Source organism: Fodinibius salsisoli (genome assembly GCF_026229185.1).
In the GTDB taxonomy this organism is placed as follows: domain Bacteria; phylum Bacteroidota; class Rhodothermia; order Balneolales; family Balneolaceae; genus Fodinibius; species Fodinibius salsisoli.
The window spans coordinates 130,472-145,767 of sequence record NZ_JAGGJA010000004.1; the positions used below are offsets into that span (position 1 = coordinate 130,472).

At 43.4% G+C, this 15,296-nt stretch carries 11 protein-coding genes; 8 read left to right on the top strand and 3 right to left on the bottom strand.

What is annotated here, in order from left to right; all coding sequences use genetic code 11:
* Positions 1–31: 31 nt before the first annotated feature.
* The 6 genes from J6I44_RS07165 to J6I44_RS07190 all read left to right on the top strand — a co-directional run bounded on the left by J6I44_RS07165 (position 32) and on the right by J6I44_RS07190 (position 9,603).
* Positions 32–1,159, top strand: coding sequence for an alginate lyase family protein (locus J6I44_RS07165; protein ID WP_265765358.1), 1,128 nt, complete (start codon positions 32–34; stop codon positions 1,157–1,159).
* Between the two features lie 263 nt (positions 1,160–1,422).
* Positions 1,423–2,013: an RNA polymerase sigma factor gene (locus J6I44_RS07170; protein ID WP_265765359.1), complete on the top strand. Its 591-nt coding sequence runs from the start codon at positions 1,423–1,425 to the stop codon at positions 2,011–2,013.
* A gap of 145 nt (positions 2,014–2,158) precedes the next feature.
* On the top strand, positions 2,159–3,184 hold the full coding sequence (locus tag J6I44_RS07175) for a FecR family protein (RefSeq protein WP_265765360.1): 1,026 nt from the start codon (positions 2,159–2,161) through the stop codon (positions 3,182–3,184).
* 268 nt (positions 3,185–3,452) lie between these two features.
* Positions 3,453–6,821, top strand: coding sequence for a SusC/RagA family TonB-linked outer membrane protein (locus tag J6I44_RS07180; protein WP_265765361.1), 3,369 nt, complete (start codon positions 3,453–3,455; stop codon positions 6,819–6,821).
* Positions 6,822–6,841: 20 nt separating this feature from the next.
* A complete protein-coding gene (locus J6I44_RS07185; protein ID WP_265765362.1) occupies positions 6,842–8,380 on the top strand; it encodes a SusD/RagB family nutrient-binding outer membrane lipoprotein in 1,539 nt (512 codons plus the stop codon).
* A gap of 125 nt (positions 8,381–8,505) precedes the next feature.
* Positions 8,506–9,603, top strand: a complete 1,098-nt coding sequence (locus tag J6I44_RS07190) for an alkaline phosphatase family protein (protein WP_265765363.1) — start codon at positions 8,506–8,508, stop codon at positions 9,601–9,603.
* Here J6I44_RS07190 and J6I44_RS07195 read toward each other — a convergent pair whose 3' ends face one another.
* From J6I44_RS07195 to J6I44_RS07205, 3 genes are read right to left on the bottom strand one after another with little or no spacing between them, the layout of a single operon-like run.
* Positions 9,604–9,990 carry a hypothetical protein gene (locus J6I44_RS07195; protein ID WP_265765364.1) on the bottom strand — a complete coding sequence of 129 codons (387 nt, stop codon included), beginning with the start codon at positions 9,988–9,990 and terminating at the stop codon, positions 9,604–9,606. It abuts the gene before it with no gap.
* Positions 9,991–10,035: 45 nt separating this feature from the next.
* Positions 10,036–11,328, bottom strand: a complete 1,293-nt coding sequence (locus tag J6I44_RS07200; protein WP_265765365.1) for an ABC transporter permease — start codon at positions 11,326–11,328, stop codon at positions 10,036–10,038.
* Between the two features lie 3 nt (positions 11,329–11,331).
* Entirely contained in the window at positions 11,332–12,252 is a 921-nt protein-coding gene (locus J6I44_RS07205) for an ABC transporter ATP-binding protein (protein WP_265765366.1), read from the bottom strand.
* A gap of 286 nt (positions 12,253–12,538) precedes the next feature.
* Between J6I44_RS07205 and J6I44_RS07210 the strand changes: the two genes are divergently transcribed.
* Together J6I44_RS07210 and J6I44_RS07215 are read left to right on the top strand one after the other, a co-directional pair.
* On the top strand, positions 12,539–13,987 hold the full coding sequence (locus J6I44_RS07210) for a glycogen synthase (protein WP_265765367.1): 1,449 nt from the start codon (positions 12,539–12,541) through the stop codon (positions 13,985–13,987).
* 15 nt (positions 13,988–14,002) lie between these two features.
* Positions 14,003–15,277, top strand: a complete 1,275-nt coding sequence (locus J6I44_RS07215) for a glucose-1-phosphate adenylyltransferase (RefSeq protein WP_265765368.1) — start codon at positions 14,003–14,005, stop codon at positions 15,275–15,277.
* Positions 15,278–15,296: the final 19 nt, after the last annotated feature.

The window sequence follows — 15,296 nt, forward strand, 5'->3', positions numbered from 1 at the left end:
TCTTCCTTGGGATAGTTTTTTAATAAATATTATGAAAATATCTTTTTATCTATTATTTCTTGGGATCTTCTTATCACTTCTGCCGGGATGTAAAGAAAATGCCCAGGTTACTTCGAGTGATAAAGAAAACAAGAAAGACATTGTTAGAGGATCCCAACCATCATATCCTAATCTTTATATCGATTCGTTGACGGTGGCCAGCATCCAGAAGGAAATTAAAGAATCTGGTAAAGCTGCAACAGCATTTAATAATTTTGTTACTGCAAAGGCGAATGCAGGTTTAAACAAAGAGCCTATAGCAATACCCCATATTACAGGAGACAATGAGACTACGGTAAAAGATTACTGTAAAACAACTTTGTTATTATCAATTCAGTGGGTTTTTGAAGAAGACAGTACTCAAAAAAGGAAATACCTGCAAAAGACAGTAGATTTTTTATTACAGTTCAGCAAAAATTATTCTCTTTCTGATCATACACCCCGTGAGACGGCATTACTGCCCATGTTTGAGGCCTATTCCATTGTGCGGGATGCATTAACTAATAATGAAAGAAAGAGCATTGACAAGTGGCTTCTCGATCAGGCACAATACTACAAAAACGGATTAAAGCTGTCGGGAAAACTGGCTATCAATAATTGGAATACAATCCGTTTAAATATACTTACTTATATTTCATTGATTACGGAAAATGAAATATTATATGAGCATGCTATAAGTGAACTGAAATCGTTCATCCCCAAAAATATTTATGCTGATGGGACTAGTCACGACTTTGAAGACCGCGATGCTTTCGCTTACCACGCCTATAATCTGCTTTTTTATGCAAAAATTTTCAAATCAATAAAACTATCCGGTAATATAAGCCTATATGATGAGCCTGATTTTTCTCGGGTTAAAAAAGCAGTAGATTTCTGGGAGCCCTACCTTCTCGAACCAAACAAGAACCAACATATCGAGTTTTTGGATACCAAATACCCTCCCGATAAGGAAAGATCGGACTATAACGAGTTCTACAATCCGGCCACTTCGATCTATGTTTTAGAAGAACTGATGGCTAGCGAACCTCGCTGTATAAATTACATCACTTCGATCGATCCATCGATTACAAAGTATAATCTATCTTTTGATTATTGGGTCAACCGAAAAATGAGTAAATAAGCTCTTGCTTAAAAGAACAACCAGCGGGATACTTTTAAGGTTGAACTTTGTACTGGATCAGATCTGTGCCATAGACAATTCTAAGGAGATAGTATTTTATAGCACACCCATTCCTTTATCATAAGAAAGAAAATGAAAATATAATTTTGATATTTTGTTTCTTTTTTAAAGATTATATGCTGATTGTATAAGTTTTCAAAAGATGGGATAATTTGTGAAGGGCTTAGACATTTAGTTAAATCATGGTGAGGGCATAATTCTGTATGGGTGTAGTGGAAGAAGCTTTTCTGGTAAAGAAACTGAAAAAGAGTAATAAAAAAGCTTTTGATAGTTTATTCAGAAAATATGAGAATAAACTATATGCCTTTTGCTATAAATTGACTCAATCGCATAAAGAAGCTGAAGAAGTAGTACAAGAGACTTTTCTGAAAATATGGGAGAAGCGGAGGACCATAGATGAAAATAAAAATTTTGAGTCCTTTCTTTTTACCATTGCCCGGCATAATATTTACAATAGGGCCCGGGATAAAACGTATGCGTATGCCTATGAAAATTACTTGAAGAATCAGCTGGATAGAAAACAAAAGCAGAATAATGAAACTGCCGAATCTCTTCAATACCAAGAAACATGGGGGTGCGTAAAGGAAGCTATTGAACGATTGCCTGCCCGTAGAAAAGAGGTTTTTACGTTAAGTAGACTCAACGGATTGTCTAATAAAGAAATCGCCGACTTGACGGGAACGTCGGTCAGTAATATCGAAAACCATATCAATAAAGCATTAAAATTGCTAAGGTCTTACTTATCAAGTCATGGAATAATGAATGTTTTTCTTGTTGTTATGTGGTTTGTTTAATAAATAAGATTTAAAGCTTATCTCTGTAGGTACAATGCAGCTTTACATCAATGGCGCAAATTTTCTATTCTTCAGAGATGGTGATAAAGACTCTTCATGTGTATTAAAGAAAAAGATCAGTTTGAACGGTCTAAAATTATAGTTGATGAACAAGAGAATTCTCGAAAAATTTTTCAATAACAAGGCTTCGGAAGCCGAAGTGCAAAAGGTATTGGAGTGGTTTGATACCCAGAAATTGAATCCTCAAAAAATACAGTCCCTGGAAGAATTATGGGATCAGATCGATGAGTCAGATTTTGTGTCGCATAATCCAGAGCAAATATTGCGGAATATTCATCAAGAAATAGATACATCGGATGCCAAACAGAACGTTGCTGAAAAAAAACCTGTCAAAACCTTACACCAGCAGGGCCAGAGCTTATTAATATGGGGCAGCGTCGCCGCAATTTTAATTGTGGTAGGAATCTTTTCGTTTAGAGGAGCCGGTGATTGGCAGCCCGGAAAGGAAAAAGAACAGATCACTAAAATAGCTGAAATGGGCCAAAAGAAAATGTTGACCCTGGCAGATGGAACGGAAATACATCTTAACGCAGGAAGCAGTATCACCTTTCCGGAGCAATTTTCGGTCAAAAAGCGTGAAGTCGTTTTGTCGGGCGAAGCCTTTTTTAAAGTCAAAGAGGATTCCGCGCGTCCTTTTATTGTACAGACAAAAAACCTTTCTACTACCGTCTTGGGAACTTCTTTTAACGTGAGAAGCTATGATAACGATCAACAGTCGGATGTTTCGCTGGTCACCGGCAAACTTAAGGTTCAACCCAGCGACACTACTCGTGAGGCGACATCGTACGTCCTGGCTCCTGGAGAGGCTGTAGTGCTTGACAAAAGAAATAATACCCTTGAGCAAACACGGTTTGATACCGGGATACGGCTGGGATGGACAGAGGGAGTCCTGGTCTTTGAAAATGCCGGTAAAGATGAAATAATTACCCGTATTGAACGCTGGTACGGTGTTACTATTAAGGTTGAAAATCGTGAGAAATCGGTTGACCAGCAGTGGAAATATCGTGGTATTTTTAAAGATGAGTCTCTTGAAGATGTCCTCAAAGGTATCAGTTATGTGAAAAATTTCACCTATCAAATTGAGAATCAGACAGTTACAATTACTTTTTAAATTTTCTCCCTTCTTCTATTCATCAATGAAAAAAATCTGTTTCTGATTTCTATATAGGGGTCATAAATCTATAGGCTGAGCTGTTACTTCCTTTCCAATAGGCCAACGATAAAAAGTTCAAAAAAAGAGATGGTGCTACCCGGTTGCTGTGTGTACTTATACCTGGAACGCCCGTAAAGGGATTCCAAAGAATAGGAATCGAATGGTTCAAGAGCGTATTAAATTGGGTAATGCTGATGAGCCATTCAGAACTTAAAACTGGTTGGACATGAATAAAAAATTACTGAAGAAGTGGTTTTCAATAAGTAAAAGAACGGTGCAAAGAGTTGTCGTCTTGCTCGTGTTGGCTATCGGTCTTGTTTCAGTTGCAAAAGCTCAGCAAGAAGTTGCAGCTATTCAAAATGCATCCTTGGTTTATTTGGATAAAGAGAAGATTTCTATCCATCAAATGGTAGAAATAGTTGAAAGGCAGACAGATTATCGCTTTTCTTTTGATTGGAACCAGATAGAAACAGAATCGACTTTTAGAGTCAGTGCGGGTGAACAGAAGATTAAAGATCTCTTATCTATAATGAGGGTCCAGACTGGTCTGAATTATCAGATTTTAAATCATAGTATTCACCTCAGAGAGGGGCGAGAGGGGGAAGTGAAAGATCGGCAAACGATACAGCAGGAAACTGTTGAGGGAATGGTGACCGATCAGGGCGGAGAGGCGCTGCCCGGGGTGAATATCCTGTTAAAGGGAACGACCCGTGGAACCTCAACCAATGCTGACGGCCGATACAGCTTAACGGTCCCCAGCTTGTCAGATACACTCATATTTTCGTTTATCGGTTTTCAAACCCAGCAAGTTCCTATCACTGGACGAAGCGAAATAAACGTTAGCATGCAACTGAAAGCTATAAGTGGATCGGAGGTAGTGGTGACTGCCTTGGGAGTAGAAAAAGATAAAAAACAACTGGGTTATTCAGTACAGAAAATCGGTGGCAATGAAGTTCAGGAAGTTAAAGGTGTAGATCTTGGAACCTCTCTTACCGGTAAGGTAGCGGGTTTAAAAGTAGAAAACAGCACCGAATTTTTTGACGAACCATCGATAACATTGCGGGGAGAATCACCCTTGTTGGTCATAGACGGCGTTCCTTATGGGAATATGAGTCTGCGTGATGTCAGTTCGGATGATATAGAAAGCATAGATGTACTTAAAGGAGCTACCGCTTCCGCGCTTTACGGTGCTCGGGGAGGTAGCGGGGCTATTATTATTACGACCAAAAAGGGGAGTGGCCAAGAGGGACTTTCCGTATCCGTGAATAGTAATAATATGGTTTTTTCAGGTTATCTGGCTAAGCCTGAAGTCCAAAACTCCTACAGCTCAGGGTATAATGGCAACTATAATACCAATGATTATGTATGGGGAGCAAAACTGGATGTTGGGACTACAGCTGAACAATGGGATCCTGTTGCCCAGGAATACCGCGAAATGGAGCTAACATCCCGGGGCAAGAATAACTTTAGCAACTTCTTACAGCCCAGTATTATTACTAATAATAACATCAACGTGTCGCGAAGCTGGGAGAATGGAAGTATCCGAACATCTTTTACACACGTTAATAATAAAGGCCAATACCCGAATAGCAAGTTGAACATGTTTACCTATTCGCTGGGTGGCAAAATGCAGTTGGGCGAGAAGTTTAGTTTTGATGGCAGTTTTAGTTATAACAAGCGTACCTCGCCCCAGATTGCCGGTCATGGATATGGATCGCAGGGCTACATCTACAATATTCTGGTCTGGACTGGTCCGGAGTACAACCTCAGTAACTATAAAAATTACTGGATTGAAGAAGATGTTCAGCAGAATTGGCATTATAGCGGATGGTATGACAATCCTTATATGATGGCGAATGAAAAGCTGCACAGCGTAGACGAAAATACCTTTAATGGCTACCTGACGGCTAAGTATGAACTGTTTGACGGAGCTGAATTGCAACTGCGAAGCGGACTGGATTATTATGTTAATGAGAATATGAGGCGAAATCCGCCCAACATTAACTCTACCCGCGGTTGGGGACCTAATGGCATGTATCAAACGGATCGCGATAACGGATATAGCCTTAATAATGATTTGATGCTGAATTTAGATAAGCAGTTCGGAGATATCAGTGTAGATGGGCTACTTGGTGGATCAATCTACTATTATCAGGATGAAAATCTGGGTGCCAGCACTAAGAACGGCCTTTCCATACCCGGCTTTTATTCATTGGGCAGCTCGGTTGAAAGTCCTGATGTTTGGAGCTCAGATCATCGTAAACAAGTTAACAGCTTGTATGGTAAGGCGTCGGTTGGTTATCAGGATAAAGTATTTCTGGATATCACGGGCCGTAACGACTGGAGCTCTACTTTGCCGAAGTCAACGCGGTCTTACTTCTATCCTTCTACAGGATTAAGTGTAGTTCTGTCCGAAATAGCAGAATTACCCAGCTGGCTTAACTACTGGAAACTGCGGGGTTCCTGGACCATCTCAAAAGACGATTTGGGCGTTTATGCGACGAACCGCGTGTTTTCTACTACTACGGGCGTATGGAATGATTTAAACTCCGCTGACTATCCGAATAACATTCGCGGGGCAGATGTTGAGCCCGAGACCGATCGCACCTATGAGATCGGTACGGATATCGACCTGCTGGCAAACCGGTTGCGACTGAATGTTACGTATTACAACAAGTACACCTATAATGTACAAGCTAATGCTGGTCTTTCAACGGCCTCTGGCTTCTCCAGCCGGTTAATAAATATTGATGAGGAATATGTGCGTCGGGGCTGGGAGGTTACGCTGGGCACTACGCCGGTAAGAACGGAAGACTTCAATTGGGATCTGACCGCCAACTGGTCTACAACCAAGCAGTACTACGAAAAGTTAGATCCGGAGTATTCTCCCGATCGATACTGGGTCAAAGTCGGCGAACGTACCGATGCCTACACCACCTACGACTGGCAAAGGGATCCCAATGGGAATATCATTCACCAGAACGGATTTCCGGTAGAAAGCGATTATCTGAGCCGCATCGGATACTTGAATCCCGATTGGATCTGGGGATTGAGTAATACGTTCAACTACAAAAATTTCGCTTTGAGTGTGAGCCTTGACGGGCGTGTTGGCGCGTTAATCAGGAATCGTACGGAAGGCGACTTGTGGCATACCGGCGCCCATCCCGATACCGATAACCAGTATCGCTACGAGGAAGTGGTCAATGACAACCTAACCTTCAGTGGCGACGGCGTAGTGGTCGTGTCTGGTGATGTAGAGCGCGACCAATATGGGCGTATTATTGAGGATAACCGGCAATTTGAAACTAATGGTCGGGTGGTATCCTACGAATCATATATTCGTGACTGGGCCCGGGGGCGCCAGGATATCAAAGAAGAAACGTTCTTTAAGCTTAGAGAACTTTCATTAAAGTATAATGTACCTAAAGATTTTGTGGGCAAACTTGGGGCCAAAAGTGCGTTTGTAGCCGTGACGGGACAGAATCTATTTCTCTGGACCAAGGAGTTCCGCTTTGCCGATCCTGATCGGGATAACGATGATCTTAACTCTCCATCCATTCGTTATTTCGGCTTCAATATTGGATTAACTTTTTAATTATTTAAATCTCTTACACCATGAAGAAACAAATCTATTGTACATTTGTTGGTCTGCTCGTCACCGTGTTGTTGGTATCGGCTTGCTCAGACTTTAATTCTATCAATACGAACCCCAATGCACCAACCGAGGTTACTTCTGGTATGCTGGCTACCAACCTGATCCTGGATATTTCCGAGCAATCGGGAACCAAAGGTTTTTTGCGGGATGATATGTTGGCTAAGTATATAGCCTGGAACGAAAAGCTGGAGGGGTATCAGTACAACGAGTTTGGCCGCGATAGCTTTGGCGGACTGTTGATACTGAATAATGTGGATCAGATGGTGAGCTTTGCTCCCAACGGGGAGGTCAAAAAGTCATACCAGGCACTCGGTCATTTTGTGAGAGCCTTTAAATTCTTTCGGATGAGCATGTATATGGGTGATATCCCCTATAGCGAAGCCATCCAGGGAGAAAATGAGGAGCCTATTTATAGGCCTTCTTATGATACCCAAAAAGAGGTAATTCTTGGTGTATTAAATGAGCTGGATCAAGCGGAACAACTGTTTGCAGAAGGAACAAACTTCGAGGGCGATCCTATTTACGGTGGCGACGTAGCCCAATGGAGAAAATTGGCAAATTCCTTTCAGCTGCATGTGTTAATCAACCTCCACAAGAAGACTGGTGATGCCGACTTAAATGTGGCCGCACGCTTCCAGGACATTGTTAATAATCGCCCTATTTTCGAGAGTAATGCGGATAACTTTCAGCTAACTTACTCCGATCAGGATGGTCAGAAGTATCCCTGGTACAAAGAAGGAAACAATTTTCTTATTTACCCTATGGTAAGTAATCTGCTGATCGAAAACCTGAAGCAACTGGGCGATCGTCGCCTGTTCTACTACACGGCCCCTTCGCCGGTACAGATCGATCAGGGCCGGGCGGTGAGCGACTGGGATGCCTATAAAGGCGTTGACGTGGCTTCAGAGTTTGCTAACATAACAGCCGTGGCATCTTCTAATGATTACTCCAATATTAACCTGCGATATTCGGAACGCCCGGAAGGGGAGCCTACCTTCTTACTGAGCTATGGCCAACTGAATTTTATCATGGCCGAGGCTGCTGCCCGTGGATGGATTACCGGAACCGGCGAAAATTACTACAACGAAGGTATTCGTGCCTCTATGGAATTTGTGGCCGATCATACCCCGGATGATTCCCGTTTTCATCATAACATGCCAATTACGGACAGCTATATTAGCAGCTATATTCAGTCATCGGAGGTGGCTTTTGCGACAACACTTGAAAGTCAGGTTAAGCAGATTGTAATCCAAAAGTATATTCTCTTTTATATGCAGTCGCCCTGGAACCCATACTTCGAGTATCGAAGAACAGGTTATCCAGCGTTTCCCATTAACACGAATTCCAACTTAAATACCCCAACCGACCAGATCCCCAATCGCTGGATGTATCCCAGTGATGAGTTCGACCAGAATCGTGAAAATGTGCAGGCAGCCCTGGATCGGCAGTTTGGCGGAGAGGATGACGTGAATGGTAAAATGTGGATCTTGAAAGATTAAACGAATAAGGCATCTATATATAGCCGGAATGTTCTGTCGCTGGGCCTTCCGGCTATTTTTATGGTGTGATGCCGGCGGTATATTCAAGTATTTAAATACGTAATTATTTTGAATTTAGTATTCTCATGAAAAAGCTTTTTGTATCAATATTTGTATTGTTATTTGTCAGCCAGGCATATGGACAAACCGATCTGAAAACGGAAAATGTATTCCTGATTACCCTGGATGGGACCCGATGGCAGGAGGTGTTTACAGGGGCCGATGGATCACTTATCGGTGATGAGGAGTATGTGGACCATCCCAAAGAATTAAAGAAGGCGTTTTGGGCAGATAGACCCGAAGAGCGCCGTGAGAAGTTAATGCCTTTCTTCTGGAACACACTTGCCAAAGAAGGGCAACTGTATGGTAACCGCAGGTTAGGAAGCAAAATAAATGTGAGGAATCCCTATTGGTTTTCCTATCCCGGTTACAGCGAAATTTTAGTGGGCTATGTGGATAAAGGCGTGGACAGTAACGCCAAGCGCTGGAATCCAAACACAACGGTGCTTGAGTTTATTGAGAATCAGCCCGGCTTTGAAGAAAAAGTAGCCGCCTTCGGATCGTGGGATGTTTTTCCTTATATCATCAATGAAAAACGAAGTGATGTGCCGGTTAATGCGGGATTTGAAAAGGCGAAGGGGTCTGATTTGACAGAAAAGCAACAGATCTTAAACGAATTGTTACCCAAAATTCCCAGTCCGTGGGACTATCTGCGTCTGGATGCCTTTACCCATTATTATGCTTTGGAGCATATCAAGAAGAATAAACCCCGGCTGGCGTACATCGCCTATGGGGAAACGGATGATTTTGCTCATGGCGGAGATTTTGAATCGTATCTGGAGTCGGCCCACAAAACGGATGGCTTCATTAGAGAACTTTGGGATTATGTACAGTCAGATCCTCAGTATCAAAACAAGACGACTTTTATTATTGCCACTGACCATGGGCGGGGCACAGAGCCTAAAGAAAACTGGCGGCACCACGGCTCAGATGTGGAAGGCGCAGATGAAGTCTGGTTGGCAGTTATTGGTCCGGATTCGCCTGCGCTGGGAGAGGTGGAAAAAGGCCAACTGTACCAAACCCAAGTGGCCCAAACAGTGGCTTATCTGTTGGGCTTAGAATATGAAAATAAAAAACCGGTCGGACAGGTTATTGATACGATTTTTGATGAAGGAGTAAATTAATTATGATTCCTTCATTGCTGTAAGTGCTATTACGTCATCCGTGGTGTCGGCATGACCGGTAATTTTATCTTCTTTACGCTCCAGTTGTATCGAAACGTATTCGGTTTCTACGTAGAGGCCAAATTTTAACTGCTGATTTTCAATTCTCACGTTTTCTCCCTCAACTTCTTGTCCATTGGAAAAGAGGACGTCAACCGAAGGGGCTCCATCTTCTTGGGTAATTACAAACTGACCTTCTTGATAAGCATATGGAGCCTCTTGACTGGTATAGTTCCAGGTTCCAATAAAGTCACTAACATTCGTTTTTTGAGATTGAGCTTGGACCTGAGAAGAGGCAAAGATAAATCCCAATGCTATGGTAAATATAAGGTAAGCTGATGTTTTCATAATTATGTTATCCCTTAACATTTTGATTAGTGTTATTTTTGTTGACTATCCCTCACGAATCCATTTCCAAAGTTCCTTGAAGCTGGCGCTGCTACCATAGCTGAGGATCCCTACGCTATAAATTTTGGCGCTCAGCCACATGGTGCCGGCAAACGTTCCGATCATAAGCAGGATGGAGAGTCCGATTTCCCAGAGGGGCACATCGGTAATAGCAATACGAGTAATCATCACAATAGGCGTGCAAAAGGGTACCAGGGATCCTACAACGGCGAGGGTGCTGTCGGGGTTTTCCATGGCCCTGAACATGATGAAGTAGCCAATCATAATGGGAATCATGATCGGAAACATAAATTGCTGGGTATCGGTTTCTGAATCAACGGCGGCCCCGACGGCGGCGAACAGGGAGCTATAGATTAAATATCCCAACACAAAGAAAACAAGAAAAAAGATGATGAGAGAGAGCTCAATTTCAGGCAGGGTAAAGGTTGAAGGGTCAAAGCCCTGCGCTCCGTCTGATGGATTAGCAGCACCCATATCGGGCGTCAAAAACATGCCGGCAATAGGTCCCGCAGCTGAGGTAAGCGCAAAAAAGGTGACCAGCCAGAAAACCATCTGAGAAATGGCAAGAGCCCCAACGCCCCCCATCTTACCCAACAGTAGCTCAATGGGTTTGACCGAAGAAGTAATCACCTCAATAATGCGATTGGTTTTTTCTTCGATGATACTGCGCGTCAACATACCGCCATATCCCAATACAGCACCAAAAATGATCACGCCCATCACAAGACCTACAATGGTTAAAAAGCCGGTATTGTCGTCAGTTTCTTCGCCTTCGGCCGTTAGTTTACGAGTGTTTAAGCTCACACTGCTTTCATAAATTTTCTGGACGTCAGTAGAAATGTTGGCACGGCTGATTCGCTCACTTCGAATAGCCGACCGGAGGTCAGCTTGAACACTTGATTGCAGGCTTAAGCCCCCGGCGCCACTGGATACAAATTCAGGCTCGGCCTGCTGGTTGATGTGGTCTTCGGATAAGAGGATATATCCATCAATTTGTTCGCTCATCACAAGGGACTTCAGGGAATCTTCCGAGGCATCCAAATAATCCGCATACTTATCTGCGGCTAATTTTTCTAACCGGGGATAGATAGTTTCCGTCTGATCGACGATGGCAATAGTATGTCCGGAATCCGTATCCCAGACGGCAATACCCACCATGACCCCAACAAAACCGATCATGCCGAGCGGAATTAATATAGTCGCAATAATAAATCCCTTCGATCGCAGTCGGGTCATATATTCCCGCTTGAGTACCAACAAAATTTGACGAAAACTCATAGTTTAGACGAGTTCGTTTGGATTAATATTATCTTCACCAACGGTAGAGATAAAGATTTCAGTGAGCGAGGGTTCTACGCGCTCAAATTTATAAATTTCAGCATGATCCATCGCTGTCTTGAGAATCTCTTGGGTATCTTGTCCGTCAAGCACACGAATTTCAGCAAAATTGGTGGAACGGTTGTTAATACGCACATTTTCCAGCTGATCCAGAAAGCCGTGGTCACCCTCAAATTCTATATTGATGGTATTCTTGCCATAAGAATGCTTGATCTGGCGTAAATTACCCTTGAGGACTGCTTTGCCATGGTTGAAAAGACAGATATCGTCGCACATCTGTTCCACTTGCTCCATGCGGTGGGTAGAAAAGAGCACTGTTTTTCCTTGCTCACGCAGCTCGATGACAATTTCTTTGAGCATCTCGCTGTTGATGGGATCGAGCCCACTAAACGGCTCATCAAAAATATAGATATCCGGATCGTGGGCAATCGTGGCAATAAACTGTATTTTTTGGGACATGCCCTTGGAAAGTTCGCCTACCTTCTTATGGAACCAGTCCGCGGCATTGAAACGCTCGAGCCAGTGCCGGGTAGCACGGCGGGCCTCCTGGAAGGAAAGCCCTTTTAGGCGAGCCAGGTAAATAAGCTGCTCCCCAACGGCCATTTTTTTATAGAGCCCCCGTTCTTCGGGCATATAGCCGATCATCTTTTGGGTCTCCGGACTTACGTGGGTGCCGTTGATTGTAATGTCGCCTCCATCAGCAATAATGATGTGGTTAATCATTCGAATGGTGGTCGTCTTCCCGGCCCCATTGGGTCCCAGGAGTCCAAAAATGCGCCCCTTTTGTACTTCAAAACTTACGTTTTGAACAGCTTTGGTTTGTCCAAACGATTTACTAATGTCGTTAACTGATATGACCGCCATACGTAATTATTTGAATTTTACAATATCGTAATATCAATTTCTTGGGCAATTTAGCTGAATTGCTTTTCTTTTCTTTTCATTTCGGCCCTAAGTTAAAATTTTAAAGCTCAAATCCATGTTGAAAGTACGATTAACTACCCCTTGAGGTTACAAGGAATTATTTAATTAAAAAAGATTTTGACTGAAGTTTAAAGTTTTGATTATTTGGTCTTAACCCAAGAGTTAATAATCAAAGCTGGTTTTTGGCTTTATAGCCAGCTATCAAGGTGTAAAAGAGTATTTAATTATGAAAATAGTACATCTAAGTGCTGAATGTTATCCCGTAGCAAAGGTAGGCGGTCTTGCTGATGTAGTAGGAGCTTTGCCCAAATATCAGATTGACGAAGGAGTATCAGCTTCGGTCATCATGCCTAAATACGCCAACGACTGGATTGAGGATCATCAGTTTAAAACAATTTATGAAGATCACGCTCCGCTCGGCGATTGGCAGTACAACTACAGTATTCAACGGGAAGAGGATGACACCCTCGGGTTCCCTCTGTATATGGTGGATATTCCCACCCGGTTTAACAGGCCCGGTATTTATGCCGAGCCACAGAGCGGAACGCCCTACCAAGACGAAATTGAACGGTTTACGGCCTTTCAGGTTGCGGCCCTTGACTGGTTAAGTAGTTTTTCGGATTCCAAAAAGCCGGATGTCATCCACTGCCACGATCATCATGTGGGACTGATTCCCTTCATGCTTACCAAGTGCGATCGCTACCGGGGGATGCGGGACATTCCCACCGTACTGACGGTCCATAATGGGGAATACCATGGGGTGCATCCTCATGAGAAAAAATACCTGTTGCCACGTTACGATCACAAAGATATCGGCCTGCTTGATTGGGACGGTAAACTCAATTGCCTGGCAGCCGGACTTAAGACCTGTTGGGAGATTACAACGGTTTCTCCTTCATATATGGATGAGTTGAGCCGTGAAAGCCATGGATTGGAATCCTTATTTAAGGCCGAACAGGAAAAGTCGCGAGGTATTATTAACGGCATCGATACGGATGTGTGGGATCCTAAGACAGATCCGATGATTGACTATCCATATACACGAACCAAAATGGCCGAGGGGAAGCGAAAAAATAAGAAAAAGCTTTGTGATCGGTTTGGGTTGGATCCACAATATCCCACCATTTCGTATATCGGTCGATTGGCCTATGAAAAGGGAGCAGATCTGTTGCCTGACCTCTTCAGAAGATTCCTGGAATCAACACAGAGTGTAAACTTTATTGTATTGGGAACGGGCGATCGAAATCTGCACCACCAGTTCGAAGCAATGAGCAGCCGGTTTGTCGGATATTTTGATGCTGCCCTGGATTATAATGAACCATTGGCTCATAAGATTTATGCCGGCAGTGACTTTATGATGATGCCCTCGCGGGTAGAGCCCTGTGGATTAAATCAGATGTATTCCATGCGATACGGAACCGTTCCCATTGTCCGAACCGTGGGCGGCCTTCGCGATACGGTGGTCGACTTGGGAGCGGAAGATGGCTATGGTATTACCTTCTTTGATTTTTCATTGCAAGCGGCGGCCGATGCTATTCAAAGAGCCATTGACTTGTACGAGGACGGGAAAGAGATGACGAAAATCCGGAAAAAAGTAATGAATCTGGATTTTTCTTGGAATGCTTCGGCCAAAGAGTATATTAAGCTATATACAGAACTAACTGCTAAAAAATAATCTACTTATATGTCTATGCGTCAATCAACTATTGCTGTTATTCTGGGAGGCGGTCAAGGAACACGCCTTTTTCCACTTACAAAAATGAGATCTAAGCCGGCGGTACCTATTGCGGGTAAATATCGCTTGGTGGATATTCCTATTTCGAACTGTCTAAATTCAGGGATTCGCCGTATTTATGTGTTGACCCAGTTTAACTCGGCATCACTAAATCGGCATATTAAGAATACCTACAACTTCGATGTCTTTAGCAGTGGTTTTGTGGATATATTAGCTGCTGAGCAGACTCCTAAAAGCAAAAACTGGTACCAGGGGACGGCCGATGCGGTTCGGCAGTCGATCCATCATATGGCCAATAAAGATCACAAGCATATCGCTATCTTATCGGGCGATCAGCTGTACCAGATGGATTACCGGAAAATGGTGGCCAAGCATGAAGAGAATGATGCTGACCTTACTATCGCAACCATCCCGGTTGTTGCCGAAGACGCCACGGGCTTTGGCATTATGAAGACCAGCGACGGTGGAGAAATTGAAAGTTTTGTAGAAAAACCCGATAAAGAAGAACTGGAGAAGTGGCAGTCAGAAATGCCGGATAAATTTCAGGAGCAGGGGCGCCACTACCTGGCATCCATGGGGATCTATATCTTCAAGAAGGGGATACTGTCCGAATTGCTGGATAAGTATGAAGACTCAACCGACTTTGGAAAAGAGATTATCCCCAAAGCTATTGAGACGGATTATAAAGTGCAGAGTTATGAATATGATGGCTACTGGACCGATATTGGGACGGTTAAATCATTTTTCAAGGCCAATATTGCACTGACCGACGACCTGCCTAAATTTAATCTTTACGACAATGAAGATTTCATTTACACCCGGGCCCGGTTACTGCCCGCCTCCAAGCTGTCGGGAACGACCTTTGACCACTCCCTGTTAGCTGAAGGCTGCCTGATTGAGGCCAGTCGCATTGAGCGATCAGTTATAGGTATTCGATCACGTATCGGAAAGGGCACAACCATTGAGCATTCCATCATCATGGGGAACGATTACTTCCGGTCGCGGGAGCAGCTGGAACGCTCAGAGGATGATAAGGAACCGCCCATGGCTATTGGCGAGCGCTGCTTTATTAGTAATGCCATCATCGATAAGAACTGTAAGATTGGTAACGATGTGCGCATTGCCGGCGGTGATCATCTTGAAGATGGAGACTACGGCCAATACCACGTAGTGGATGGCATTGTGATTGTGCCTAAACGATCAGTCATACCGGACGGCACCAAAATTTAATTTCATGGAGAGTTGAGTA